Origin of the sequence: Gemella sp. GH3 (genome assembly GCF_013415425.1) — a bacterium.
Classification (GTDB): Bacteria; Bacillota; Bacilli; order Staphylococcales; family Gemellaceae; genus Gemelliphila.
The window spans coordinates 66,490-89,170 of record NZ_JACBYC010000083.1; the positions used below are offsets into that span (position 1 = coordinate 66,490).

Below are 22,681 nucleotides of genomic sequence, written 5' to 3' on the forward strand. Positions count from 1 at the left end.
AACCCTAATTGTTGTAACATATTAGCATATATTTTTATTTATCTATTTAAGTTGTTTTTTATAATATAATTTTATTTTCATATTGTTTACAAGCGTTTTCTATGCTACGATGAAGATGTATATTATTAATAAGTGTATAAAATAAATTTATAAATTTTATGTAGTTGCAAATGCATAGGATAAATAAAATTTAAAGGAGAACTAACTAGGAAACAATAATGGAAAAAATATTATTTATAATTATTGTAGCTATACTATCATTAACAACATCTTATTATACACATAACAAAGTTACAAAATATAAAAAAAAGAAAAGATAAGTAATTAGTCTTATTTTACTAATACAAAAACATGGACTTATTATAGTCCCTCTAAAAATAAGTTTTATAATATATAATATATCTGTACCCTTTTGGTAAATTAAATAAAAAAGCCGTTGAAATGCTGTTACTTCAACGGTTCTTTTATTCTTCTATTAATCTACTTCTTTACTGCTCTACTATAAATACATATACTATAATGCTTATAAACATTGTTAAATTAGGTTTTATATAAAAATACATTTCTATAATATCATCATATAAATATAATGTTTCGGTACTTTTTCGGTACATTATTAATTATAAAATATAATATTCCAGTGGCTTTTTAAGTAAATAAAATATTTAAACTATCTAACTGCAGATAGTTTTTTTATTATCCTGGTTTTATGACATCATTTCAAATGAGGTCACTAGAACAGTTTATTTTAACTGTTTTTTTATTTGTAATTTTATTATTGTATTATGTATTTAGTATACCCCTGTTACGTATCTTGTAAACTTATAAATGACAAAATACTAATAGTTGTAACATATTAGTATATATTTTTATTTATCTATTTTAACTGTTTTTCACAATTTTGTTCTGTTTTTCTTATTGATTACAAACGTTTTCCATGTTATTGTTAAAGTGTAATATAAATTAAGTATATACTTAAAATAATTTTATGTAGTTGCAAATGCATAGAATAAATAAAATTTAAAGGAGAATGAATATGAACAAAAAATTAAAACTAGCTAGTGCTTTATTAGCTACAAGTTTAGTTGTTACACCTATTTCAGGAGTTATTTATCAAAGCAGCAGTGTTGCTAAAGCTGAAACAATACAAAAAGATAAAATTGATTTAAATTCATTTGATACTGTAAAAGATTTATCTAGAGAAGAATTAATTGCATCATTCGCAAAAGACAGAAATATCTCTAACTATGAAGCAGAAAAAGAATTATTCAAGAATAATATAAGTTTCAGAAAAGCCTACTATTATAGAGAATATTTGAGAAATATAGGACATAGTACTTATATAAAATTATACTGTCAAGGTGATGGCTGGGATAACTATTTTTCAGTAGATAAAATTTTAAATGTTAGTGTTATACCTAATAATAAAGTATTTGTAGGGAGTGTTTATTATAATTTAGAAAATAATTATACTGTTTATTATGAAGTAAACGGAAATTTATATAATAATGCCACTATTTCTATAAGTGGTGGAGGGAGTGTAGGAGTAGGCTCTGCAGGGAGTTTAAATATATCTGCTTCTTATACTACTAATCATTATGCCCAACTTTATAAATCAGAAAGATGGATACTATAATGAACTTAGAAAAGATTAAGATTACTATATGTAGTATAATTATAATAATGTATCCAGTAATAGCAATATATATAAATGATAAAATATCTCCACTAGATTTATGTATAATATTTACAAAATCATTGTTTATTTACTTAGGTTTAAGTTTATACATCAATAATATTAACAAAAAAGACGATAAATAACTACAAAAACAGGGGCTTATTATAGCCCCTTTTATATATTATTTTTCCTTATATCGGATCATAACCGAATACAATGCCGTTGTTTGAGTATCTGCAAGTGGCGTGGTTGAGTATTGTAAGTCTATTACATCTACATTAGCTATAAAGTTGTTTACTTTTTCTTCTAAATCACTGCATATATAAGCACGTATGATTTTTACTTTTTCCATTTTATTACATCTCCTTTCTTTATATTTTCCCATACTTTTGGCGCAGTATGAGATTGTTTATTTTGTTCATTCTATATGCTATTTTTTACTTAGAAGCGGCTAATTATTATATGGAGTCACAAATTGTTACCCCATAGTTTATTTGACAAGTTTTCATTATATTTTACACTCCTGTCTTTTATTTCACATAGTTGTTCTAAATATCTAACAATTTGAGGTGGCTCTCGTACCTTTCTTCTACCATAACTACAACGTGCATGCTTGTAAAAACAAGCAATATACAAATCAAAATAATGATGATACTTTCTCCAGTGCTTCATATATTTTTCTACGCTCATTCTAGGTGGGATTTTAGGAAATTCGGGTACCCAATATGCAGTTTTCAACTTGAAATTACTATCCACTTTTCTAGCTTCTTTCATTCCTAGTCTATAGTAATATGACATATCTGTTTTAGTTCTATTTAACTGTCTAGCTCTATTACCACTGCATACTGTACATAAATATAACTTGCCTTTATAAGCAAATAGCTTTATACAGCTTTTATTACAGCTAGGACATATAAAGTAATGTCTATATCCACCTAAATGCCATTCTCTCTTTTCTATTGCTGTATCTATTCCGTTAATGTTTATCTTAATACCTATATTATAATTAAAATATTCTAATACATCCTTAATAGCTATAAAATTCATATTACACCCACTTATATTACTAAAACACTTCTATAGTCTTATTAAGCCTATCAATAATAGCTTTCTTACTATCCATATCTTTAGCTTTCAGTAATTCACTAGCTAATAAGTCTATATATTTAATTTGTGTTAATTCTATTTCGCTATATTCATTAAATGTTAATTGTTGTACTTCGCTATTATATTCTGAACTAATAATTGTTATACTTTCATCTTGCTTTGTATTCTGTTCGAGGTAATTATCTATTAATCTTTTAACGGCATTATCTGTTATCGTTCCTCGCTCGTATTGTGATATGCTACTAGATGATACACCTATTTTATTAGCTAGATCTATTTGTGTTATATTGTTTATTTCTCTATATTGTTTTAAGTCCATAATAAGCTCCTTTTAACCATATTGTAAGTAGGTAATAGCTCTTTTAATGATAATTTATAAATTTTTAAATTATGTTCTGCTAACTTGTCAATTCGTTCTCTGTCTTGTTCTTCTCCCACATAATGATCTACTAATAAATAACTAACTTTTAAAGTATCATCATCTTGAAAGTTAAGTGATGTTACTGCAAATAAGCAAAGTTGATTTTCTGCAAATACTTTAGATGATATTTTCATTCTTTCAAGTATATTTCCTGGTCCTGTTTCGGAAATCTCTAAAAATTCTATTTTGTCCATTTTTGTATCTCCTTTTAAATTTTTATGGTTAGTTGCTCTTAATTATTTTAATAGGAGCAACTAGGAAAACGTTGATATAACAGCATTTTTGCTCTTACTTTGCCGGTTGCTCTTAGCTTTCCAGGTTAGGTTTATTTTTATATATATTTTTATATAAAATTTTTAAAGTAACTTTTAAAATTAAGAGAATAAGAGCAAAATTAAAATTAAAAACCTTGTTGTTATCTTATTTGATAGGTTGCTCCTATGAAAAATTAAGAGCAAAATTAAGAGCAAATTTTCATTTAAGAGCAACCAATTTATTTATCATTTTTTTCAATAACTACTATGGAATTTTTCTCCCATTTATCAATCCAAAACCCTGCTGATTCAAGTTCATATTTGTTATCTGGAGTTAGCTTTTGTTTTAGATAATCATAATCAAAAGGAAGTTTGTTATCTTTCGAATAGTTTTTAATAAAGCCAAAAGCAGCACGTCCTATCCTTTGACGTGGTATCAAGTTATTATCTCTGCAGTAATCATTATATGATTGTGTCATACACACTACAGGCATTCGTTTTATTAAATGATAGCCATTAGGTATATATTCTTCTAATATATAAGCCATAACACTATCATTATCAATAGCGTATAATTTGAGTGCGTCTTTGACTGCTTGTGGCTCAATAAAATGTTCAAATTCTAAATGTAGGGCTTTATATAATACATATTCAAGTACATATTTATTTTTGATATGTGTATCTTTGATACTTCTATCTTCGTTTTGTCCTTGAAAATCTGCATTAAATGGTATTATTAAAAGTCTATCCAGGAATGCTTGAGACTTCTCGGCAGTTTTTGGCATTTCATTGGCGCTAAATAATAAAAATGTTTTTAATGATACAGTTATAGGCTCTTTATTTTTCCTATCTATCGTTATAGGGTCACCACTTACGATAGACTTTATCACATCTATTTCATCAAGTCTTCTGTTGCTTATATCGTCACCTATATTACACACTTTGCCGATTAATTGTGATATTTGAAACTGTGTAGCAAATTGTGGGGGTTTTAGAGTAGCTATCATATTCATACCTATTAAATTACTAAGTAACGCCTGAAATGTACCTTTTCCATTTTTACCGCTTCCTAACATAACGCCTAGCTTTCTTCTTGTATGATTAGGGTTAATACTTTCATTAATTACTTGCCATAATAGAAGCTCTATTTCTTCGTCATTATCTGCTATTGACTTGATCCAGTTATCAACATCAAAAGTATTTTTATAATTATTAATATAATCATTAATAGCATTAATATTATAATTAGTATCTATCTTAGATGTAATTATATAGTCCGGGCTTAACTTCTCTAGTTTCTTAGTTTTTAAATTGAAAATACCGTTATTTACTGCAATTAAATATCTATTTTCTAATCTTTCGACATACTTAGCTTTAACCCTTAATATCTCTACTATTCGTTTAATTTTTGTTAAATCGTACCTAAACTCTAATATATTTACGAGTTGCTTTATTTTGCTTTCTGACAGCTCATATACACCATTGCTGTAACTATATATGTATAGTGCCGCTATATCCCTATTCTCTCCTATTAATACTATATGACAGTTTCTTCTAATGAAATCAGCTATAAAGGTAAAGCCCATTACAGGTTGTGTTACTTCTCCTGTTTTTTCGTTGATTTTCTCGTTAGCTTGTCTCCATTGTTTACCTAGTGCATTAAGTCTATAATATAGCTCTCTATCCGATTTAGGCATATGGCCTAGTTTCCAATTAATTTCATATTGAAGCTCTCTATATCCAGTCGCTTTCATTCGTGAGATTATATCATAATTAGTTCTAATTTTATCAATACCGTTTTTAATTTCTGCATTGAGTTTATTTAAGTTATTTACCCTATAATCCTGGTTATCATAAGCTAGTAACTCTGCAGCTTCTAAACTAGCCTCATAGCTAATTTGATTGCAAAGAACACTTTTAGCAAGTGATATAATAACAGATAATGAATTATTGTAATCTGTCTCTAGGTTGTTTTTATCAACTTCTAAATACATAAAGAATAAGTCTATAAAATCATTATCATCAAGCACTATATTTGAATTATCGTTATCGATAAATTTAGTGCTATTATTTTCTGTTTTTTCAATCTGAGAAACTGGATAACCTTTACCACCTCGAACAGCAGTGACTTTATAATTAGCACTATCAGAAGCGGTACATATAGGTAGTCCTTGAAGTTGTGAAAAAGTCTTTGCTGATGTATCCCCATTTACATTTAATAAAGCATATAGTTCAGATATAACCAATGTATATTCATCTTTATTAGCATTTCTATCAAGTTCAACTATAACTCTGTATCTAGGGTTATCTTCTGTATGAGATATACTAGGATAATAGGCATAATTGTATATTGATAGTTTATTATTGAAAATACTTAATAATTCATTATTACTTAGTCCTGTATCTTCAATATCTAATACTGCATAATCACGATATAGCATATTGTTATTACTTCTAATATAGTGGCCATCTTCATTTTGTTTTATATCTCCACTTATAAAGTATAATGCTTCTGTGCTTTTATATTCTTTTATATCGTGGTCATTAGGTACAATCTGCACTTCTGCCGTTTCTAATACAGTTATTAAATCACTTTTTATATTTCTAATATTTAATTTATTACTTTTAAATCCCTGTTGAATATATACTGTCATTTTTACCGCCTTTCTTTAAGTAGTAATCAATTAATCTTTTGCCTACCATTTCCAGGCCTTTTGTATTTTCAATTTCTAGGAACATATCAAAAATTTCTTGTTGATTAGTAATACCTATTAAAAATTTTTTATTTATGATCTTCACTTTTTCAAGTAATACCTTAACTTCTGCATTAGATAGTTTTGGCAATTCTTCTATTACTATCAAATCAAACTCCATTGTGTAAGTTCTCCTTTCTTCGTATTTAAAACCACAGGTGCAGTTGTAATTAATCTAAATTTCTGCTATAATTAGATTATCAATTGTGTTAGTTCTCTAATTAATAAGGGGCTTGTTGTAGCTCTCTAGTTTTTTAGAGAGCTTTTTTCTTTTGCTTAAATTGAATTGTTATATCTAATAATTTGTTAGTTTTATCATTCATTCTTTGTACTCCTATTTAAATATTGATTTTATAAGATTTATTTTGTATAATATTTACATAATCATTTTATTGATTTAAAAAGCTACTGGAATAGTTTTTTATTTTTTATATGTGTTTAAAAGGATTGGCTATTATGCTAATCTTTTTTTTATTTTTTCAAAGTTTCTAGTATTCGATATACTTCTTCAATATCAAACAAATATCTATTACCTAATACTGCATATGTAAGACCTGCCTGTGCTAGCTTATCCATTGTACATTGTCCTATTGATAAAAACTTGCAAAGTTCAGCACGTGTTAAATAGCGTTTATAAGGCTTCATTTGGGCTATCTTATTTTCTATTACCCTATCTATTACTTTTTCTATTTGTTTTTCTAACTGTTTCGTATATTCTTCTGATAGAACTACTTGTATCTGTGTTGTCATTGTCTTAATTTCCTTTCTGTATTAAGGTATTATTGGTAGCATGGCCACTATATAAGTTATAATCAGCCATATAAGATATACGGGGATAAATGTTAAAAACCATGCTGTTATAACTAATAGATCTATTAATAAATTTTCAACATATTTCATTTCTTATTCTCCTTTATTTCCATTTGATAATTTAATCTAATATTATATGCTTTAAACATTCATAAGCATACTCTCCCTTAATTTGAGCAAGTGCTTTTTGCTGCAAATCTATAGCTTTCAATCTGTCAACATCTCTTAGCGTTTTATTATTGATAATTTCTCTCGTTTTCTCAACTTGATTTAGATATGCATTAATTTTATATATTTGCACTTCTTTTTCAGCTTTTTCAATATAAATAGTATTTAGTATCCCTTTAATCTGCCTGCTCTCTAGTCCTTGTTTAGTGAATTTGATATCATAATAAACACCACCTTCACTGTTAAATGTTATAAACTGCTTATTTTTCCATTTACAGAAATAAGTTTTTATATTTTTCTTATCTGCACTGCTTATAAACTGCGTATCGTAAGTTTGTTTATACCAATCAAAACTATTTCCGTCTGGATTTTCTTTTAAATAATTAAATAATGATAATAGTAATTGTTTTTTAGGGTTTGTTTTTTGCATTGTGTTAGTTCTCCTTTAATTCTTTATAAATTTTGTTTATTTCTTCTACTAAAGCATTAGCTTTATCACGTGCTATACTTGAAAGTAAAGTGTATTCTTCATAGCTAGCTAATAGACTATAAGTGCCAAAATTCTCAAGGCTTGACGGGTCTATTTGCTTAGAAAAGTAATTTTCACAAACAATATATAATAAAGTCTGTATCTCTTCCGCTTCTGCTTTTATATTATCTAAATTTTCTATCATGTTAGTTCTCCTTTTATAACGGCAATTTTTTCTTTGCGTCCTTTTAGAGGTGACGAAAGTGCCGAAAATTTATTTCTCAATAGCAAATCGTTATTGAGTATCATATTTTATATCGTCCAAAGATACGTTATATAATCTGCATAGTTTTTGAAATATATAAATTGGTGTCTTTTTTGTATTTTCCTCGTATCTAATAATACTCAATGCTGTTATATCAAGTGCTTTGGCTACTTCTTCAACAGTTAATCTCGCATTCATTCGTGCTGTTTTTAATGTGATCTTCTTCATATCGGCTCCTTTGATACATTACAATATACTAGCAATATCTAAATAACTCTTATTTAATGATATAAGACCAATTACTGCATTGTATTTTATCTTTTCTATTTTATAACCATGTAAGATTTTAACTATAAATGACATTTTTGACACTTATTATTTAAAAAAATAAATCTTCTATATTTGTATCTATACCATTATCTTTGAAAAATTGAACAAGCAATACTTTTTCGCTATCTTTAAAAGGTGTCAAGCCTATTTCTTTATTTCTGTATGCTGTAGTAGATATATTTAATATTTTTGCCATTTGTGGCCTTGTTTTATTGATACTTGCACGATAGCCAGCAATTTTATTTAATTTTGTCATTCTTTCACCTCCTTTTAAAAATGACATTTTTGACACAACAAAAGAATAACACAATTAAAAAATATTGTCAATACTTTTTTGACATTTTTGCAACTTTTTCTTTTATTTTTTTTTATTATATAGTATAATTAGAATGTAAGATTATAACTATAAGGATTGACATTATATGAAAAACTCAAAAAAAATTAATGGATATTATGCGGATAAAACTAAAATAGGTCAACGTATATTTAACATTAGAAATAATAGAAAAGATACACTGGAAGAATTCGGGAAATTGTTTAACGCAGAAAAAAGTAATGTTTTAAAATGGGAAAAGGGGTTAAGTGTCCCTAATCGTTCAAGGATAGAAAAAATAGCGAAAAAAGGAAATTTAACAGTAAATGAATTACTATACGGTTCAATATATGAATTTATAAAAAATAATTATGATGATTTCTACCTTGCTGATACACTATTAAATTACATAGTAAATAATAATATTCATTTAGATATAAATAATATTGATAATATAGTAGACACACTTCAACCTATTGTAGAAGAATTTAATAAAGGAGTTGAAGATGCTGAAAAAAATTCAACTTATTTAAAATTACATGATAGTGGTAAAGAATATTATGTAAATGAAAATATCACTAATGTACTTAAGACTATTACATATTTAGATAATATATTAACTGATTTTAATTGCGAATTATCAAAAGAAGAAATAACAGTAGTAAAAGATACTATTAACAATTTAAATAAAACGTTAATTATACTTTTAGAAAATCATATTGACGGCATTTTTGAAATACCTAAAGAAAACAGATAACGGCATAATGCTGATATCAAACAACACAACCTATGAGCCTATGTTCTACACTAAAGAAGACATACAGAGCTTACCAGTAACTTATTATCGGCAAGGTGGTAGAGCTTAGGGCTAAGTTTTAAAAACACTGCAATTTGCAGTAATTTCAAATAAGGGGATAAATAAAAATGAAAAGAAAAAATAATAAACAAAATATAATGAAAAAACATATTGTTGCTAAATTGCCTAAAGTGGACTTACACTGTCATCTAGATGGTTCAGTTCCTTTGCATACTTTAAAAAAACTAGCTATTCGTGAAGGTATTGATCCTGATATTATGAATAAAGCGGTCTTAGAAGATACCTGCAAAGATTTAAAAGAATACTTAAATTGTTTTGATATAATTATTCCTGTTTTACAAACAGCTGAAAATTTATTTGACGCTACTTATGAAACAATAAAAGAAATTTCAAAAGAAAATGTTAGATACTTAGAATTAAGATTTGCTCCTTTGCTACATTTAGAAAAAGGGCTATCTGTAATACAAGTATTAACTAGTGTATGTCAAGCTATTGAAAAAGCAATGAATGATTATGATATCAAAGTGAATTTACTTATTTGTGCCATGCGTCAACATGACAATGAAACTAACTTTGAATTACTAAAAATATTACATCAATTTGAAAATAAGCATCTTGTCGGATTTGATTTTGCAGGAGATGAAGCGGCATTTAATAATCAAAAAATAGCTCCTGTTGTTCGACAAGCTAAAGAAAAAGGTATGCAGATTACACTTCATTCTGGGGAATGTGGTTGTCCACATGAAGTCGTTGAAGCAATTAAACTAGGTGCTACTCGAATTGGTCATGGTGTTGCAATTAAAGATAATCTTGATGCTCTAGAAATGTGTTTAGCCAATAATATCTTGTTGGAAATGTGCCCAATTAGTAATATTCAAACACAAGCAATTAAATCATTTGAAGAGTACCCTATTAAATATTTTATGAAAAAAGGAATTCTTTGCTCAATTAATACGGATAATCGCACCGTATCTAATACAAGTCTAACAAAAGAATATATGATATTAAACCACTATATCAATTTTAATTATCGTGAAATGAAACAGGTTAATATCAATGCTATTTCACATTCTTTTGCTACACCAACTACTAAAAAAGATGTATATCAACGAATCATCACTGAATTTGACTCTGTTATTGAAGCAGAAGAATAAAATAATTTAATAAAACTATTTAAAACAATAGAATCATTTAAAAGACGACATACTAGCAAAGAGAAAATAAGTTTAAAAATAAAATTTAAAATTAATTTATAAATAAAAATGTTTAAAAAAATAAACAAAAATATTGAATTTTTTTAAAAAAAGTATTAAAATTATATACATAGGAAATTAGCATTTAACATTACTACGGTTGTTAGGTGTGCAGATACTGTGTATATATGTATAATATGTACACAGTATTTTTGTTTTTTATGGAGAATTTAAAATGAACTATAAAGAAATAAGAAAACAACAAAAAAGAAATATAAAAAACTTAGAAGACGCAAAAGATATTTTAATTGATATTAGCAAAAAACCTAAAAATAAAAAATTTGAAAAAATGCCATTATCGGAATTATACAGAGCTAAATACCTTAGGAGGGATAATAAAGAAAAAAAGGCAAGATACAAAAGATATAAAAAAGGCACTATAATATTTTGTGACTTTGGTATTGGGGTGGGTAATGAGTTCTCACATCCTCATTTTGCAATAGTAATGGATAATAAAGATAATCCGCTTAACGGAATTTTAACAGTAATTCCTCTAACATCTAAAGAAAATAAGCTATTTATAAATTTAGGGAAAAATCTTATAAATGAACTTATAGAAACAGTTAAAACAGATGTTTTTAATGTATCTATTTTAGCTGAATCTTTAAATGCATTAGAAAATAATCCGCTAACTCTTAAAAATAAAGTATACTATCCTGATGATGAAAATATACAAAAAACGCTTGATGATTTTGTAAAAAGACACTCAAACGAAAAAGAAAAAATAAATTCACAACAATTTATCAAATGGATTAAAAAAGAACGAAAACAGACTGAAGAAATTATAGAATTTTATAAAAAGTTTGATAAAAATACTTATGCTAAAGTAAAATCAATTACAACAATATCCAAATATAGGATTATGAAACCTTTGAACGCATTAGATCCAATAGGACGTACTCAGTTACCAAAGTATTTAATAGATAAATTAGAACAACAAATAGTTAAAAATATAATAAGCATAGATATTGACAAAAATAAATAATTAATGGTAAAATACAGGTATATTAGTAATGCAGTAAAAACTGTAGGTACTACTGGAAACATTTTTTAGAGAAGCAATACGCTGGCTCTACTGGACACCTGTATAGGTGTCTTTTTTATTATTTGAAAAATAAACATATTTGTATTAAAATATGTGTAAGAATAAAGCAGTAGAATCTCTATCGGGGACTACTTGCGAAAAGAATGCCTTTCACATATTAAGTGAGAGGTATTTTTTATATGATCTCATAGCAAATAACCAAATACACCTCATTTTCAGACCATATAATCCGCTTCTAATATTAAGATGAATATTTATACCAAAAAGGTAATAATCAAGCTAAAAAGTAGCTAATTTTGTGTATTTTTAGGTAATTTTGGATAATATAAGCTATGTTTTCAATAATAAAACCTTGATTTAACAGCATTGTGTTATTTATATGTGGAAATTTTTCAAAAACGGAAATTGTACACAGAAAATAGCCCCCCCCCCGCTCTATAAATTTTTTAAATCTTTAACATTTTTGAGTGGGGGTATATAATCATTTTATTTGTTTAAAAAGCTACTGGAATAGATGAAAGGATAAATAAAATGATACAAGAATATATTAAAAATAATAAAAAATGTTTTAAAGTTCGTAACCACTATATAGGTACTAACCCTTATACAGGAGAAGAAAAAAGAATAAACAAATCAGGACTAAGTAGCAAGAGAGAAGCGGAACTATTTATCGCAAAAGAAAGAATAGCGTTTGAAAATAATCAAGGCTATTTCAATGATGATAAATTAAAGTTAAATGATTTGATTGATATGTGGATAGACCAGCATAGACATACAATAAAAGAAAGTTCGTTATTTGTAATTAATCATATTACAGATATTATAAAATCTAATATAGGAAATGTTGAAATAAAAAAGCTAACTCTTCCTGTTTGTCAAAAGTTTATAAATAACAATGCTAAAAAATATTCAAAAAGATATAATGAAAAGGTAAGAATATATCTAAAAAAAGCTTTAGATTATGCAGTACAAAATAATTACATTGATAAAAATGTAGGTCAATATGTAAAATTACCTCGCTATGAAATTGAGAAAGTAAGTTCACAGAATAAATTTTATAATAAACAAGAATTAAAAGAGTTTCTACAGATAGTTGAAGATAACTTCGAGCTTGAAATACTAATTATATTTAGGTTATTAGCTTATACTGGAGCAAGAAAAGGAGAATTATTAGCTCTTACCTGGAAAGATATTGATTTTAAAAACTGCAATTTAGATATAAATAAAACTTGCACAGTAGATAAAAAAGGTAAATTCTGTATAAATTCAACTAAAACTAAAACATCTAATAGGGTTATAAGTTTAGATAGTGGAACAATTAACCTATTAAAAGAATTTAGATTTAAATCAGCTACATTTAATATAGATCAAGCAATATTTAGTAAAAAATACAATGATTACTTTAACTTAAAACTTAAAAAAATATATAAAAAGTTTCCACAGCTTAAAAAAATATCTATTCATGACTTTAGACATACTCATGCTAGCTTATTATTTGATAGTGGAGCTTCTATAAAGGAAGTACAAGAAAGATTAGGCCATGCTGATGTAAAAACAACTATGAATATCTATACACATGTAACAGAAAAACAACAAGAAAAGACGGCAAATAGATTTGCTGAATACATGATTAAATAACATTTCGGTACTTTTTCGGTACGTTTAAATAAAAAAGCCGTTGAAATGCTGTTACTTCAACGGTTCTTTTATTCTTCTATTAATCTACTTCTTTAATAGTTAAAAAGTCAGTAGGAACAAAATTATTTTTTCTCGAATCTCCTCCTAATGTAACTAATATATAATCTCCTTTGTTAGCCATATTATTTTCTTTAGAAAACTTAGGAGCTTTTTCTATCATTTCTTCCATAGTCAATTTATTCGGCTCTATATATGAGTGTATTCCCCACGTTAAAGATAATTTTCTAGCTATTACTTCATTTGGAACAATAGCCAAAATAGCAGCTTTAGGTCTATATTTTGCTATAAATTTTGCAGTTTGTCCCGATTTAGTATAAGTTACAATATTCGTTGCTTTAGTTTGCTCTATAAGATATTTAGATGACATACTCATAGCGTGAGCTATACTCATTTCATTATTTTTTAATATACGCTTGTCTGCATCTGTATCAAAATTTTTATCTATATAACATACTATTCTATTTAATGTTTCTAAAGACTCTTCAACATAATATCCAGTAGCCGTTTCCTCTACAAGTAAAATTGCATCTACTCCATCAATAGTAGCATTGGCAACATCAGATACTTCTGCACGTGTAGGTCTAGGATTGTATACCATAGATTGTAACATTTGCGTCGTTATTATCACTTGTTTCCCAGCCAGATTAGCTTTTTCTATTATCTCTTTTTGAATTATTGGTAAATCTTGTAAATCAAAGTCCATACCTAACTCGTCACGATTAATCATTATAGCATCTGCACATTCCAATATTTCATTAATGTTATCATACGCTTCTTTCGAATCAATTTTAACTATAATTCCTGTATGTTCTTTTTGATTATTAATAAGTTGTTTAACTTTACATATCTCTTCCATATTACTTACAAATGGGCAAGCAACAAAATCTACATTCATATCTAAAGAATATTCTACTTTACTAAAATCTATTTTAATCAACTTATATTTACTTTGAGAATAAATATGATCTAAATCATATATTACCGCTATATTTGTTTTATACTTTTCATTTAAATTTTTAATCGCAGTTATTCGCGAACAATTTTCCTCACTATTTCCATAATAATCATCAATCAATACTGCATCTACTAATTGATTCTTTACAATATTTTCTATTTTATCATCAGTACTTTGCCCTAATGTAGCTACAATTTTTACTTTTCTTTGTTTCATGAATAAACCTCCCACACTGTATGCATTTTCATTTTATCATATTAAAAAGTTTTTTTCTATATATTTATATTATTTTTATTGCAATAAACAAATACATCATTGAAAATACAAACAGCACAATAAATATATGTAACATTCGATAATTTTCAAGATTTTTTATTTGAATACAAAAAAGACAACTTTTCAGTTGCCTTTGAATGTTTATTATAAAGTATATAGACTTAACAACGCTATATTGTTTTTGTTAATATACTTCATAATTTTTCTTTTATATTAAGTTTTATATCACTAGTAAAATATTTTTTATTATGTACAGCATATATGCTATACACCTCTATTAATTATATTTATATTAATATTTTCTTCTCTTTAGATTCAACAAAATCTACATAATCATTTAATAATTTTTCCATTTCTACGTAAGTATTAAGTTCATTTAATTTTGCCTTAACTTTTGCTCCACCTTTAATACCTTTCATATAATATGCAGCGTGCTTTCTCATCTCATGTACTGCTACTCTTTCAGGCTTAATTTCCATAAGTCTTCTTAGATGCAAAAGACACACGTCTATTTTCTCACGAGGTGTTGGCTCTCCTATCAGCTCCCCTGTTTCTAAATATTTTACTGTTCTATAGAGCATCCACGGATTACCCAAAGCTGCTCTACCAATCATAACAGCATCACAACCTGTTTCCTCTAATCTTTTTTTAGCCATTTCTGGAGTAGTTATATCTCCATTACCGATTACCGGTATTTTTAAATTTTCTTTAACTAATTTAACATAATCCCAATTAGCCTCACCGCTATACATCTGTACCTTAGTTCTACCGTGTATTGCTATAGCTGAAGCTCCTGCTTTCTCACAATTCAAAGCATTTTCTAAAAGGTATATGTGATCATCATCCCATCCAATTCTCATTTTAACAGTTACAGGCTTAGAGACAGCATCTACAACTCTAGACACAACATCATAAATTTTATTAGGATCTAATAACAACTTACTTCCTGAATCACTCTTTGTTATTTTTGGAACAGGACAACCCATATTTATATCAATAATATCCGCTTCTGTATTCTTATCAACATACTTAGCAGCAGCTACCAAAGTTTCAGCTTCTCCTCCAAAAATTTGCAAACTAAGTGGTCTTTCTCTAGGATCAATATATAGCATATTCATAGTTTTTTGATTATTAAATAAAATAGCTTTATCACTAACCATCTCTGCACAAACAAGACCCGCTCCAAACTCTTTTGCAGTTAATCTAAAAGCAGCATTACATACACCTGCCATAGGTGCTAGTACTACCTTATTTGGAATTTCTATTTCTCTAATCTTAAACATTTTCTATCCTTTCTCTACAATACATTTCCACAAATTTCAATACTATCAGAAATATCACTCAACCAATCACTTAACTTTCTTCCTTCAAAAGATATATCTCCACATACATCTATTAAGGGCGCTAGAACAAAATTTCTTTGTAATATATACGGATGAGGAACTATCAACCTATCATTATTTATTGTTGAATTATTAAAAAATAAAATGTCTATATCTATTGTGCGGTCTCCCCAGTGTTTATCTCTAACACGTCCAAGATGATTCTCAATATCCTGAATTATGTCTAACAAAGTATCCGCTTCTCCAGAAAAAGTTATACTTACACAAATATTTAAAAAATAATTTTGTGCTACACCTCCCCAAGCTAATGTCTTATACACTTTGCTTATTTTCTTTACAGTTATTTCTTTATTTTTAGATAACAAATCTATAGCACGTCTTAAATATTCTTCTCTGGGTTCAATACTACTTCCTATTCCTAAGACTATCATAATTTGAAAACCTCATAAAATTCGTATCTATCAAATTCTACCTCTGTTCCGCAACTAATAAAAACTTTGTCTATAGGAGCATTTGGCTTATTAATTTTTAATTTTATCTTTTGAATTTCTTTGTATTTATCAAAAATTTTTTTCAAAATTTCAAAAGATAACTTCTCAAGTAAATTATACTTATCAGACGTCGCTACATCAAAAACTACATTAGCTATATCAGCATAGCTAACACTACTATTTAAATTATCTGTTACCATAGCATCTGTATAATTTAATTCGCAACTAATATCAAACACAAACCTCTGACCTAACTTATTTTCTTCACTAAACACTCCGTGATAAGCGTATAGCTCCAGACCGTTAATATATATACAATTTTTCATTAAAATATTTCCTCAACAGTTAAATTATTTTATTATTCTATCACACAAAATTAAAAAAGACTAAGATATACTCCTAGCCCTTTAAAGATATATTAGTAATATATCACTTGGACGGTCAGTAACCTCGTCATCTCAGATACCCTTTCGGGTGCGGTAGGAACCTTTCTACCCTCAAATGATATGTTTATATATTTATACACACATTATATATGCATATCTACTTTTTGTCAAATTTTATTAACCTCTTATTTTTTATCCTTTGAGATAGTTTTAAATTTGAAATTTCGTGCATTATAGCTATATAAAAATAATCTTTTTTTATATCTATCTTAATTCCTAGTAAAACATTATCCTCATATAACTTAACATATTCTAAACTAGCACTCTTTTCTCTAGGATTTACACCTATATAGTCAGGATTTTTTATAATATCGGAAACATTATCTAAATACTTATACATATTTTGATGATTTCTTTTTTCTAAATGTTTTATAAAACCATCTGACATTATTATATTATTTATATCTGTTTTTATTCCTAGTTTTCTTTTTATATCTTCAGATATACTACCTATTATCTTAATTACTAGCTCCATACCTTTATAATATAATATTATATCATATGTTTTATATATTATTTATTTTCTAACGTTATCCACACCTTCAAACTCCAGATTAAACCAGCAACTAACTAAGCAAGTAATAATTACCCCAAAAGATATTTCTTATTTTAACAAAAAAATAAAAAATACAACGACATAGCATTGTATTTTTATCTTAGTATTAATTATATAAACACTTATTCTTTAATAAATAATAATTTAGTGTCCTATCGTAAAAACATCGTCATCTACTACTTCTTCCTTTTTATTACTTTTGCTTAAAAAATTAACCTTGTTAGCTATAATAGATAGTTGATAATGATTAACTCCTTTTTTATCAGTATAAACATTATTTGATAACATCCCTATAACATTAATAAGGCTACCCTTATCACAGTATTTAGCAGTATTTTGTGCTGTTTTTCCAAAAGTTGTAAATTCAATAAATTCTACCTCATAGTTTCCTTCCTTATTTTTATAATGTGACTGAACAGCTATGTAGATTTCAAATAATTCAAACCACTGTCACTCTCACGTAACTCTGGCTTTTTAACCAACCTTCCTATTAGCATCACCTGATTTAACATAATCTTTCCTCCGTATCTTTTATTACTTATTTAATTATATATTTCTTATTGATAAATAACAAAAAACGAAAAATTTATTTTCTACCAAAAAAAGATATGAAAAATATATTTTCATACCTTTTTTGCATATTAATTTTACTAATTAACTATCTTAATATTATTTATATTGATTTAGCTAAATAATAAAACTAATAAATCTATTATCGCTAAACCACCTTGTTTTAACAAGATTTTTTTATCTACAGTTAACGCACCGTAAGCTGCAACCAATATTATATAAACCAAAAATGTTAAGACAATTTCTTTAGGATTTTTTGAAATATATGTTCCATAAAGAAGAGCAACCCCTATTAAGCCATTATAAACACCTTGATTTTTAAATAATAAACTTGTTGACTCTCTTCTTAATTCTTCTTGTGACATATTAAACACTTTAGAAGTAGATTCTGAAGTAGTCGCAAAAGTTTCTAAATACATTATATAAAAAAATTCTAATGCTACTAATGTAGTTAAAATAGTTGATAATAAATTCATTTTCTTCTCCTTAACAATTAAACTAAATAAACTTTGTAATTTCTTCTGCAGGTAATCTATAAGTATCTCTAGACTCTTTTGCAGGTTTTCCTACAGCAATTATAACTACTGGGATATAACGATCTTTATCTAAACCTAAAGATTCGGCTATATTTTCGTAATCAAATCCACCTATAGCATTTGTTTCATAACCGTAAGATCTAGCTACAAGCATAAATTGCATAGCAAATAAACTTGAATCAACCTTTACAAGTTCTCTCATATTATCTTTAGACATTGAATCATACATATCTATAATTGAAGGTAATATCTGCTCTTTAACCTCTTTTGGCATATACTCTTTTTCTACAGCATTGCTATAAATATTCTCTCCATGACTTTGTGGATTCATATCAGCAAATATTACCACCATAGCTGAAGACGTATCATTTTGTCTAGAATTAAAACTAACTAATGGACGCAATTTATTTTTTCCCTCTTCACTAACTACCACCACAGGTCTCCAGGGCTGAAAATTAACAGAAGAAGGAGCAGTCATAGCATCATTCAACATAGATAACATTTCTTCTTCTGATATTTTGTAGTTAGGATCAAATTCTTTAACAGATTTTCTTCCAAAAACTACGTCTTTAAAATCATTATTAACTATAGTCATTTCTTTCTCCTATTCTATATTTTTTTCAAATTTTTCTAATAACATCAACAAATATTCTGCATCATCTTTAGTAAATTTATTTCCAAAAAATTCTTCCATTTTTGGACAATTTTTATCATATTCTTTCATCTCAGTTTTTGCTTTGTCTGTTAGACTAACAAAAATTTCTCTATTATTTTTAGGATTTCTAATACGTTTGACATAATTCTTTTCTTCTAGAATTTTTAAATGTCTAGTTATAGCTGCTTGATCTATTTGTAAATATTCTTGTAACTCCCCTTGGGCTAGCTCATTTTTTTCTGATATAACTTGTAATATCTCATATCTTGTCAAGCTAACACCAAATTTAGCCTCAAAATTCCTTTTAAATTTCTGTTCTACAATCTTTATTTTATATATTAATTTACTAATATCTTTTGCTTTCATGTTATCTCCAAATTTGACTTATCAATAATTGACTAGTCAATTATACTCCCATAACTATTGATTGTCAATAGATATATCAAAAAAATAAATAAATGTTGAAAACAACATTTATTTATTTAAAACTAATTTCTCTATTGCATAGCTAAAACCTTCTTCATCATTTGATAAAGAAATAAAGTTAGCCTTATCTTTTAATAATTGATTAGCATTACCCATCGCAACTCCACATCCAGCAAATTCTATCATACTTAAATCATTAAGACCGTCTCCTATTGCCAAAAGTTCATTATTAGTAATTCCCATTCTTTCGCATAAAAATTCCAAAGCTCCTCCTTTAGAAATATTTTTATCATTAACCTCTATAAAAAATGGCTTTGACATAGCAACTTCATATTTATCACCTATTTCAAAAGACAACTTATCTTTAATCTCTATTGCTTTATCAGGATCACTAAGTATTATTGCCTTTGCAGATTTTTCAAAAATTTTATTTTCTATATCGCTTATTAATACTAAATTTGTTTTTAGAGCATTTGCCTCCCATGCAGCATAAGGATTAGCTTTGTTTGTCAATACCTTGTTATCTTGATAAGTTAGAACATCACAATTATGTTCATAAGCTTTATTTATCAAAAATTTAATTCGTTCTACTTCCAGCAACCTATCATAAATAACTTCTCCTGTCATAAGGTTTGTCATTTTAGCTCCGTTATAAGATAACAAGTAATTATCATAACTATCCAAATTTAATTCTTTTACATATTGTTGCATTCCAAAATCTGGTCTTCCTGATGCTAATATAACTTTTATACCTCTATCAATGCACTTTTTTATAGTATTTCTTGTTTTTTCTGTAAGCTCTCCTTTGCTATTTAGTAATGTATCATCTATATCTGTAACAACAAGTTTAATCATACATTAGCTCCTTTTTTAGTTTACTAGGGGTGTGCATCTTTTAATGATACCCTACAAACCCCATTATTATCGATTCTTATATTTTATTATATCAAAAATATTCTTTATTAGCTATAAAATAAAACAAGCCCTATCTATATCGATATGACTTGTTTTGTCTTAAAGTGTACTTCTATTTCTTTTTTGTCTCTGTGAATAATTATCTTTTCTACTATAGTGTTAAAAAGTTCTTCATCAAATTATGTGATTAATTTGTCTTGTCATTTTAATTTTACTATGTATAATTTTATTTATTTATCTTTTTTCTTTTGTTTTTGTTCTTGTTTTTGTTTTCTTTGTAGTCTTTTTCTAACTTTTGGTATTTGTTTCCTAGTTTATTGTATTTTTCTTGGTCTTGAATTGTCCTAGTATTTTGTTTTACAAGATTTTCTACTTTGTTTTGTATATAGTAACTTTTATTCTACTATCTTTAGTTTTTCTTACAATTTATTTTTTCTTTCTTCTATTAATTTTTCAATTACGTCTTTATTTAACAACCTCAACTCTTTAAATATACAATATTTCATTATTTTACTAAGCATTGATGTCATATTTAATTGTTCTATAGTATTTTCTATTGCTTGTGGATAATTTTTTCATAATCTCCGTAAGTGTAATAATTTCATGCTTTGCAATAACATTATTTCTTCCCTCTAATTTATCATAATCAATTTTTATTAACTTAATACTATTTTGAAGAATTTTAATCAGCAATAATCCTACATTCTGATACTCCACTTTTAATAACTAAATCTTCTATAGAAATTAATAAGTTAAAGTTTTTAAATATATTTTTCTTATCAAATTTTTTAGAGATATTTTTAACCTTTATCATAATATTCCCCCTAATCAGATTTAACTTTCTTAAGTTTATTTTCTTTTAAATGTAATAGAACTAACATAAATATATAATTTATTAATATAACTAAAAATTGATAGATATTAAATTCCTTGAACATTAATAAATATCCCATTACTCCCGCCATTAATACACCCGTATTCAAAATAAGAAAATCACAATGTTTTTGAAAAAATTTATATCCTAGAATATGATAAACAAATAACTGTTTTTTCTTATCTTCCAAATATGTCATTATCATAAATAATATCATATTACAATAAACAGCTATCAATATCGAAAAAGTTATAACGTAAAACAATCTATCCTCTTTTATATTTTGAATATCTTTTTGAATTATTTTATAGACATTAACTGTACTTCGTATATTCTTGTCTAAATCATACTCTACTAACTTAGGGAAAAATTCTTTATATCCACTATTAGTTTTTTCATTTAAATATACTTGACCACCCGAATATAGAGAAAATAATTGTAAGGATTGTGTATTTTTCAATAAATTTTCTTTTGTCAATACCATAAAAATCGGGCTATCAACTTCATCTAGTCTATATTTACTTATATAAGGTGCTACAACAAAAACATTTTGTTTGTCATAATATATTTTGTTTATTTTAACTTCCTCTTTATAACCAAATGCTTGCTTATAAAATTCTCTATAATAACTTTCAATATCACTAGAATCTTCTGTTCCATACGGTAAAGCTATATTCAAAATACTTTCATTATACTTTATATTATTTACATCTAATAAATTAGTATTAATTTTTTTGAAATAAATATCATTAACAGTTATAACAGGTTTTTTATCAAAGCTAGAAAATTCATGTTTAAAATTATCATATACAGGAGCAAAGTAATAGTTAGGATAAAATATTACTAAGTCATTATAATTTTTTTGAGTAAAAACAAATAGTTTTTCCTCTATTTTTTCGAATTCCTTCGCACCATCTCCTACTTCATTGTATAATATTGCAGTTGACCAATTATTCAAAACACTATACTTTTCAAGCGAATTAACTTTATTAATATACTGACGTTGCTCATTTATAACATTCTTCATAAAAAACAACAATATTACTGTAAAGATTAAAACTGCACCGTAATTAAAAATTTTTATACCACGAGTATTTCTTTTACCTTTAATCATATTTTTTATATCCACATAATATATAAAAGATAAAAATATTAAGTAAATAAATAATACTACCGTAGAAAAAAGTACGAACATTAAAGTAGAGAACATAATGAGTTCTAATACCCTAGCACCTGATTTTATAGTTATATCATACC

General features: G+C 26.6%; 31 protein-coding genes. 6 read left to right on the plus strand and 25 right to left on the minus strand.

Features of this window, described 5'->3' with window-relative positions; all coding sequences use genetic code 11:
* The first annotated feature begins 1,036 nt into the window (after positions 1–1,036).
* Positions 1,037–1,636: a hypothetical protein gene (locus tag HZY83_RS02395; protein WP_179942483.1), complete on the plus strand. Its 600-nt coding sequence runs from the start codon at positions 1,037–1,039 to the stop codon at positions 1,634–1,636.
* Entirely contained in the window at positions 1,636–1,821 is a 186-nt protein-coding gene (locus HZY83_RS02400; RefSeq protein WP_179942484.1) for a hypothetical protein, read from the plus strand. Before HZY83_RS02395 ends, HZY83_RS02400 begins: the two co-directional genes overlap by 1 nt.
* 38 nt (positions 1,822–1,859) lie before the next feature.
* Here the strand turns inward: HZY83_RS02400 and HZY83_RS02405 are convergent, their stop codons facing one another.
* From HZY83_RS02405 to HZY83_RS02455, 11 genes are all read right to left on the minus strand, one after another.
* On the minus strand, positions 1,860–2,030 hold the full coding sequence (locus HZY83_RS02405; RefSeq protein WP_179942485.1) for a sporulation protein Cse60: 171 nt from the start codon (positions 2,028–2,030) through the stop codon (positions 1,860–1,862).
* A 116-nt stretch (positions 2,031–2,146) separates the two neighbouring features.
* Positions 2,147–2,725, minus strand: coding sequence for a hypothetical protein (locus HZY83_RS02410; RefSeq protein WP_179942486.1), 579 nt, complete (start codon positions 2,723–2,725; stop codon positions 2,147–2,149).
* A gap of 19 nt (positions 2,726–2,744) precedes the next feature.
* Complete coding sequence (locus tag HZY83_RS02415) at positions 2,745–3,104, minus strand: helix-turn-helix domain-containing protein (protein WP_179942487.1); 360 nt, start codon at positions 3,102–3,104, stop codon at positions 2,745–2,747.
* Positions 3,095–3,400 (minus strand): hypothetical protein, encoded by a 306-nt coding sequence (locus tag HZY83_RS02420; protein ID WP_179942488.1) that lies wholly within the window; start codon positions 3,398–3,400, stop codon positions 3,095–3,097. The genes HZY83_RS02415 and HZY83_RS02420 overlap by 10 nt, the downstream gene beginning before the upstream one ends.
* Before the next feature lie 299 nt (positions 3,401–3,699).
* On the minus strand, positions 3,700–6,114 hold the full coding sequence (locus tag HZY83_RS02425; protein WP_179942489.1) for a DNA primase family protein: 2,415 nt from the start codon (positions 6,112–6,114) through the stop codon (positions 3,700–3,702).
* Positions 6,086–6,334, minus strand: coding sequence for a hypothetical protein (locus tag HZY83_RS02430; protein WP_179942490.1), 249 nt, complete (start codon positions 6,332–6,334; stop codon positions 6,086–6,088). Before HZY83_RS02430 ends, HZY83_RS02425 begins: the two co-directional genes overlap by 29 nt.
* Before the next feature lie 350 nt (positions 6,335–6,684).
* On the minus strand, positions 6,685–6,963 hold the full coding sequence (locus tag HZY83_RS02435; protein WP_218925309.1) for a hypothetical protein: 279 nt from the start codon (positions 6,961–6,963) through the stop codon (positions 6,685–6,687).
* A gap of 181 nt (positions 6,964–7,144) precedes the next feature.
* Entirely contained in the window at positions 7,145–7,621 is a 477-nt protein-coding gene (locus HZY83_RS08225; protein WP_218925310.1) for a hypothetical protein, read from the minus strand.
* A 4-nt stretch (positions 7,622–7,625) separates the two neighbouring features.
* Entirely contained in the window at positions 7,626–7,865 is a 240-nt protein-coding gene (locus tag HZY83_RS02445) for a hypothetical protein (protein WP_179942491.1), read from the minus strand.
* Positions 7,866–7,955: 90 nt separating this feature from the next.
* Positions 7,956–8,153, minus strand: a complete 198-nt coding sequence (locus tag HZY83_RS02450) for a helix-turn-helix domain-containing protein (protein WP_179942492.1) — start codon at positions 8,151–8,153, stop codon at positions 7,956–7,958.
* Between the two features lie 151 nt (positions 8,154–8,304).
* A complete protein-coding gene (locus HZY83_RS02455) occupies positions 8,305–8,511 on the minus strand; it encodes a hypothetical protein (RefSeq protein WP_179942493.1) in 207 nt (68 codons plus the stop codon).
* A 166-nt stretch (positions 8,512–8,677) separates the two neighbouring features.
* Here HZY83_RS02455 and HZY83_RS02460 point away from each other — a divergent pair, with 166 nt between their 5' ends.
* The 4 genes from HZY83_RS02460 (at position 8,678) to HZY83_RS02475 (ending at position 13,321) form a co-directional block, all read left to right on the plus strand.
* A complete protein-coding gene (locus HZY83_RS02460; RefSeq protein WP_179942494.1) occupies positions 8,678–9,325 on the plus strand; it encodes a helix-turn-helix domain-containing protein in 648 nt (215 codons plus the stop codon).
* Positions 9,326–9,555: 230 nt separating this feature from the next.
* Entirely contained in the window at positions 9,556–10,539 is a 984-nt protein-coding gene (add, locus tag HZY83_RS02465) for an adenosine deaminase (RefSeq protein ID WP_370520040.1), read from the plus strand.
* Positions 10,540–10,813: 274 nt separating this feature from the next.
* On the plus strand, positions 10,814–11,623 hold the full coding sequence (locus tag HZY83_RS02470) for a type II toxin-antitoxin system PemK/MazF family toxin (protein ID WP_179942495.1): 810 nt from the start codon (positions 10,814–10,816) through the stop codon (positions 11,621–11,623).
* A 591-nt stretch (positions 11,624–12,214) separates the two neighbouring features.
* Positions 12,215–13,321: a tyrosine-type recombinase/integrase gene (locus HZY83_RS02475; protein ID WP_179942496.1), complete on the plus strand. Its 1,107-nt coding sequence runs from the start codon at positions 12,215–12,217 to the stop codon at positions 13,319–13,321.
* A 79-nt stretch (positions 13,322–13,400) separates the two neighbouring features.
* On the opposite strand, the gene HZY83_RS02480 is transcribed toward HZY83_RS02475, so the two are convergent.
* From HZY83_RS02480 to HZY83_RS02535, 14 genes are all read right to left on the minus strand, one after another.
* Positions 13,401–14,552: a pyruvate kinase gene (locus tag HZY83_RS02480; protein ID WP_179942497.1), complete on the minus strand. Its 1,152-nt coding sequence runs from the start codon at positions 14,550–14,552 to the stop codon at positions 13,401–13,403.
* Positions 14,553–14,899: 347 nt separating this feature from the next.
* Positions 14,900–15,895, minus strand: a complete 996-nt coding sequence (gene dusB, locus HZY83_RS02485) for a tRNA dihydrouridine synthase DusB (protein WP_179942498.1) — start codon at positions 15,893–15,895, stop codon at positions 14,900–14,902.
* A 14-nt stretch (positions 15,896–15,909) separates the two neighbouring features.
* The gene (folK, locus tag HZY83_RS02490; protein WP_179942499.1) at positions 15,910–16,386 is read right to left on the minus strand and encodes a 2-amino-4-hydroxy-6-hydroxymethyldihydropteridine diphosphokinase; all 477 of its coding nucleotides are present in this window, start codon (positions 16,384–16,386) and stop codon (positions 15,910–15,912) included.
* A complete protein-coding gene (gene folB / locus HZY83_RS02495) occupies positions 16,383–16,772 on the minus strand; it encodes a dihydroneopterin aldolase (RefSeq protein WP_179942500.1) in 390 nt (129 codons plus the stop codon). Before folB ends, folK begins: the two co-directional genes overlap by 4 nt.
* Positions 16,773–16,989: 217 nt before the next feature.
* The gene (locus tag HZY83_RS02500; RefSeq protein WP_179942501.1) at positions 16,990–17,367 is read right to left on the minus strand and encodes a PBECR3 domain-containing polyvalent protein; all 378 of its coding nucleotides are present in this window, start codon (positions 17,365–17,367) and stop codon (positions 16,990–16,992) included.
* A 225-nt stretch (positions 17,368–17,592) separates the two neighbouring features.
* Entirely contained in the window at positions 17,593–17,877 is a 285-nt protein-coding gene (locus HZY83_RS08385; protein WP_370520041.1) for a single-stranded DNA-binding protein, read from the minus strand.
* Positions 17,868–17,960, minus strand: coding sequence for a single-stranded DNA-binding protein (locus HZY83_RS08390; protein WP_255460135.1), 93 nt, complete (start codon positions 17,958–17,960; stop codon positions 17,868–17,870). The genes HZY83_RS08385 and HZY83_RS08390 overlap by 10 nt, the downstream gene beginning before the upstream one ends.
* A gap of 171 nt (positions 17,961–18,131) precedes the next feature.
* A complete protein-coding gene (locus tag HZY83_RS02510) occupies positions 18,132–18,494 on the minus strand; it encodes a DUF1304 domain-containing protein (RefSeq protein WP_179942502.1) in 363 nt (120 codons plus the stop codon).
* Between the two features lie 22 nt (positions 18,495–18,516).
* Positions 18,517–19,149 carry a nitroreductase family protein gene (locus HZY83_RS02515; RefSeq protein ID WP_179942503.1) on the minus strand — a complete coding sequence of 211 codons (633 nt, stop codon included), beginning with the start codon at positions 19,147–19,149 and terminating at the stop codon, positions 18,517–18,519.
* Between the two features lie 9 nt (positions 19,150–19,158).
* On the minus strand, positions 19,159–19,575 hold the full coding sequence (locus tag HZY83_RS02520; RefSeq protein WP_179942504.1) for a MarR family winged helix-turn-helix transcriptional regulator: 417 nt from the start codon (positions 19,573–19,575) through the stop codon (positions 19,159–19,161).
* A gap of 108 nt (positions 19,576–19,683) precedes the next feature.
* Complete coding sequence (locus HZY83_RS02525) at positions 19,684–20,490, minus strand: Cof-type HAD-IIB family hydrolase (RefSeq protein ID WP_179942505.1); 807 nt, start codon at positions 20,488–20,490, stop codon at positions 19,684–19,686.
* A gap of 573 nt (positions 20,491–21,063) precedes the next feature.
* Entirely contained in the window at positions 21,064–21,243 is a 180-nt protein-coding gene (locus HZY83_RS02530) for a hypothetical protein (RefSeq protein ID WP_179942506.1), read from the minus strand.
* A complete protein-coding gene (locus HZY83_RS08395) occupies positions 21,233–21,364 on the minus strand; it encodes a hypothetical protein (protein WP_255460136.1) in 132 nt (43 codons plus the stop codon). Before HZY83_RS08395 ends, HZY83_RS02530 begins: the two co-directional genes overlap by 11 nt.
* A gap of 10 nt (positions 21,365–21,374) precedes the next feature.
* Positions 21,375–22,681 (minus strand): DUF1430 domain-containing protein (locus HZY83_RS02535; RefSeq protein ID WP_218925312.1); only part of this gene is annotated, 1,307 nt, incomplete at its 5' end.

Bases quoted from the DNA above. Each gene is read 5' to 3' on its own strand.
- HZY83_RS02395 (WP_179942483.1), top strand. From the start codon at position 1,037: ATGAACAAAAAATTAAAACTAGCTAGTGCTTTATTAGCTACAAGTTTA.
- HZY83_RS02400 (WP_179942484.1), top strand. From the start codon at position 1,636: ATGAACTTAGAAAAGATTAAGATTACTATATGTAGTATAATTATAATA.
- HZY83_RS02405 (WP_179942485.1), bottom strand. From the start codon at position 2,030: ATGGAAAAAGTAAAAATCATACGTGCTTATATATGCAGTGATTTAGAA.
- HZY83_RS02410 (WP_179942486.1), bottom strand. From the start codon at position 2,725: ATGAATTTTATAGCTATTAAGGATGTATTAGAATATTTTAATTATAAT.
- HZY83_RS02415 (WP_179942487.1), bottom strand. From the start codon at position 3,104: ATGGACTTAAAACAATATAGAGAAATAAACAATATAACACAAATAGAT.
- HZY83_RS02420 (WP_179942488.1), bottom strand. From the start codon at position 3,400: ATGGACAAAATAGAATTTTTAGAGATTTCCGAAACAGGACCAGGAAAT.
- HZY83_RS02425 (WP_179942489.1), bottom strand. From the start codon at position 6,114: ATGACAGTATATATTCAACAGGGATTTAAAAGTAATAAATTAAATATT.
- HZY83_RS02430 (WP_179942490.1), bottom strand. From the start codon at position 6,334: ATGGAGTTTGATTTGATAGTAATAGAAGAATTGCCAAAACTATCTAAT.
- HZY83_RS02435 (WP_218925309.1), bottom strand. From the start codon at position 6,963: ATGACAACACAGATACAAGTAGTTCTATCAGAAGAATATACGAAACAG.
- HZY83_RS08225 (WP_218925310.1), bottom strand. From the start codon at position 7,621: ATGCAAAAAACAAACCCTAAAAAACAATTACTATTATCATTATTTAAT.
- HZY83_RS02445 (WP_179942491.1), bottom strand. From the start codon at position 7,865: ATGATAGAAAATTTAGATAATATAAAAGCAGAAGCGGAAGAGATACAG.
- HZY83_RS02450 (WP_179942492.1), bottom strand. From the start codon at position 8,153: ATGAAGAAGATCACATTAAAAACAGCACGAATGAATGCGAGATTAACT.
- HZY83_RS02455 (WP_179942493.1), bottom strand. From the start codon at position 8,511: ATGACAAAATTAAATAAAATTGCTGGCTATCGTGCAAGTATCAATAAA.
- HZY83_RS02460 (WP_179942494.1), top strand. From the start codon at position 8,678: ATGAAAAACTCAAAAAAAATTAATGGATATTATGCGGATAAAACTAAA.
- HZY83_RS02470 (WP_179942495.1), top strand. From the start codon at position 10,814: ATGAACTATAAAGAAATAAGAAAACAACAAAAAAGAAATATAAAAAAC.
- HZY83_RS02475 (WP_179942496.1), top strand. From the start codon at position 12,215: ATGATACAAGAATATATTAAAAATAATAAAAAATGTTTTAAAGTTCGT.
- HZY83_RS02480 (WP_179942497.1), bottom strand. From the start codon at position 14,552: ATGAAACAAAGAAAAGTAAAAATTGTAGCTACATTAGGGCAAAGTACT.
- dusB (WP_179942498.1), bottom strand. From the start codon at position 15,895: ATGTTTAAGATTAGAGAAATAGAAATTCCAAATAAGGTAGTACTAGCA.
- folK (WP_179942499.1), bottom strand. From the start codon at position 16,386: ATGATAGTCTTAGGAATAGGAAGTAGTATTGAACCCAGAGAAGAATAT.
- folB (WP_179942500.1), bottom strand. From the start codon at position 16,772: ATGAAAAATTGTATATATATTAACGGTCTGGAGCTATACGCTTATCAC.
- HZY83_RS02500 (WP_179942501.1), bottom strand. From the start codon at position 17,367: ATGGAGCTAGTAATTAAGATAATAGGTAGTATATCTGAAGATATAAAA.
- HZY83_RS08390 (WP_255460135.1), bottom strand. From the start codon at position 17,960: ATGTTAAATCAGGTGATGCTAATAGGAAGGTTGGTTAAAAAGCCAGAG.
- HZY83_RS02510 (WP_179942502.1), bottom strand. From the start codon at position 18,494: ATGAATTTATTATCAACTATTTTAACTACATTAGTAGCATTAGAATTT.
- HZY83_RS02515 (WP_179942503.1), bottom strand. From the start codon at position 19,149: ATGACTATAGTTAATAATGATTTTAAAGACGTAGTTTTTGGAAGAAAA.
- HZY83_RS02520 (WP_179942504.1), bottom strand. From the start codon at position 19,575: ATGAAAGCAAAAGATATTAGTAAATTAATATATAAAATAAAGATTGTA.
- HZY83_RS02525 (WP_179942505.1), bottom strand. From the start codon at position 20,490: ATGATTAAACTTGTTGTTACAGATATAGATGATACATTACTAAATAGC.
- HZY83_RS08395 (WP_255460136.1), bottom strand. From the start codon at position 21,364: ATGATAAAGGTTAAAAATATCTCTAAAAAATTTGATAAGAAAAATATA.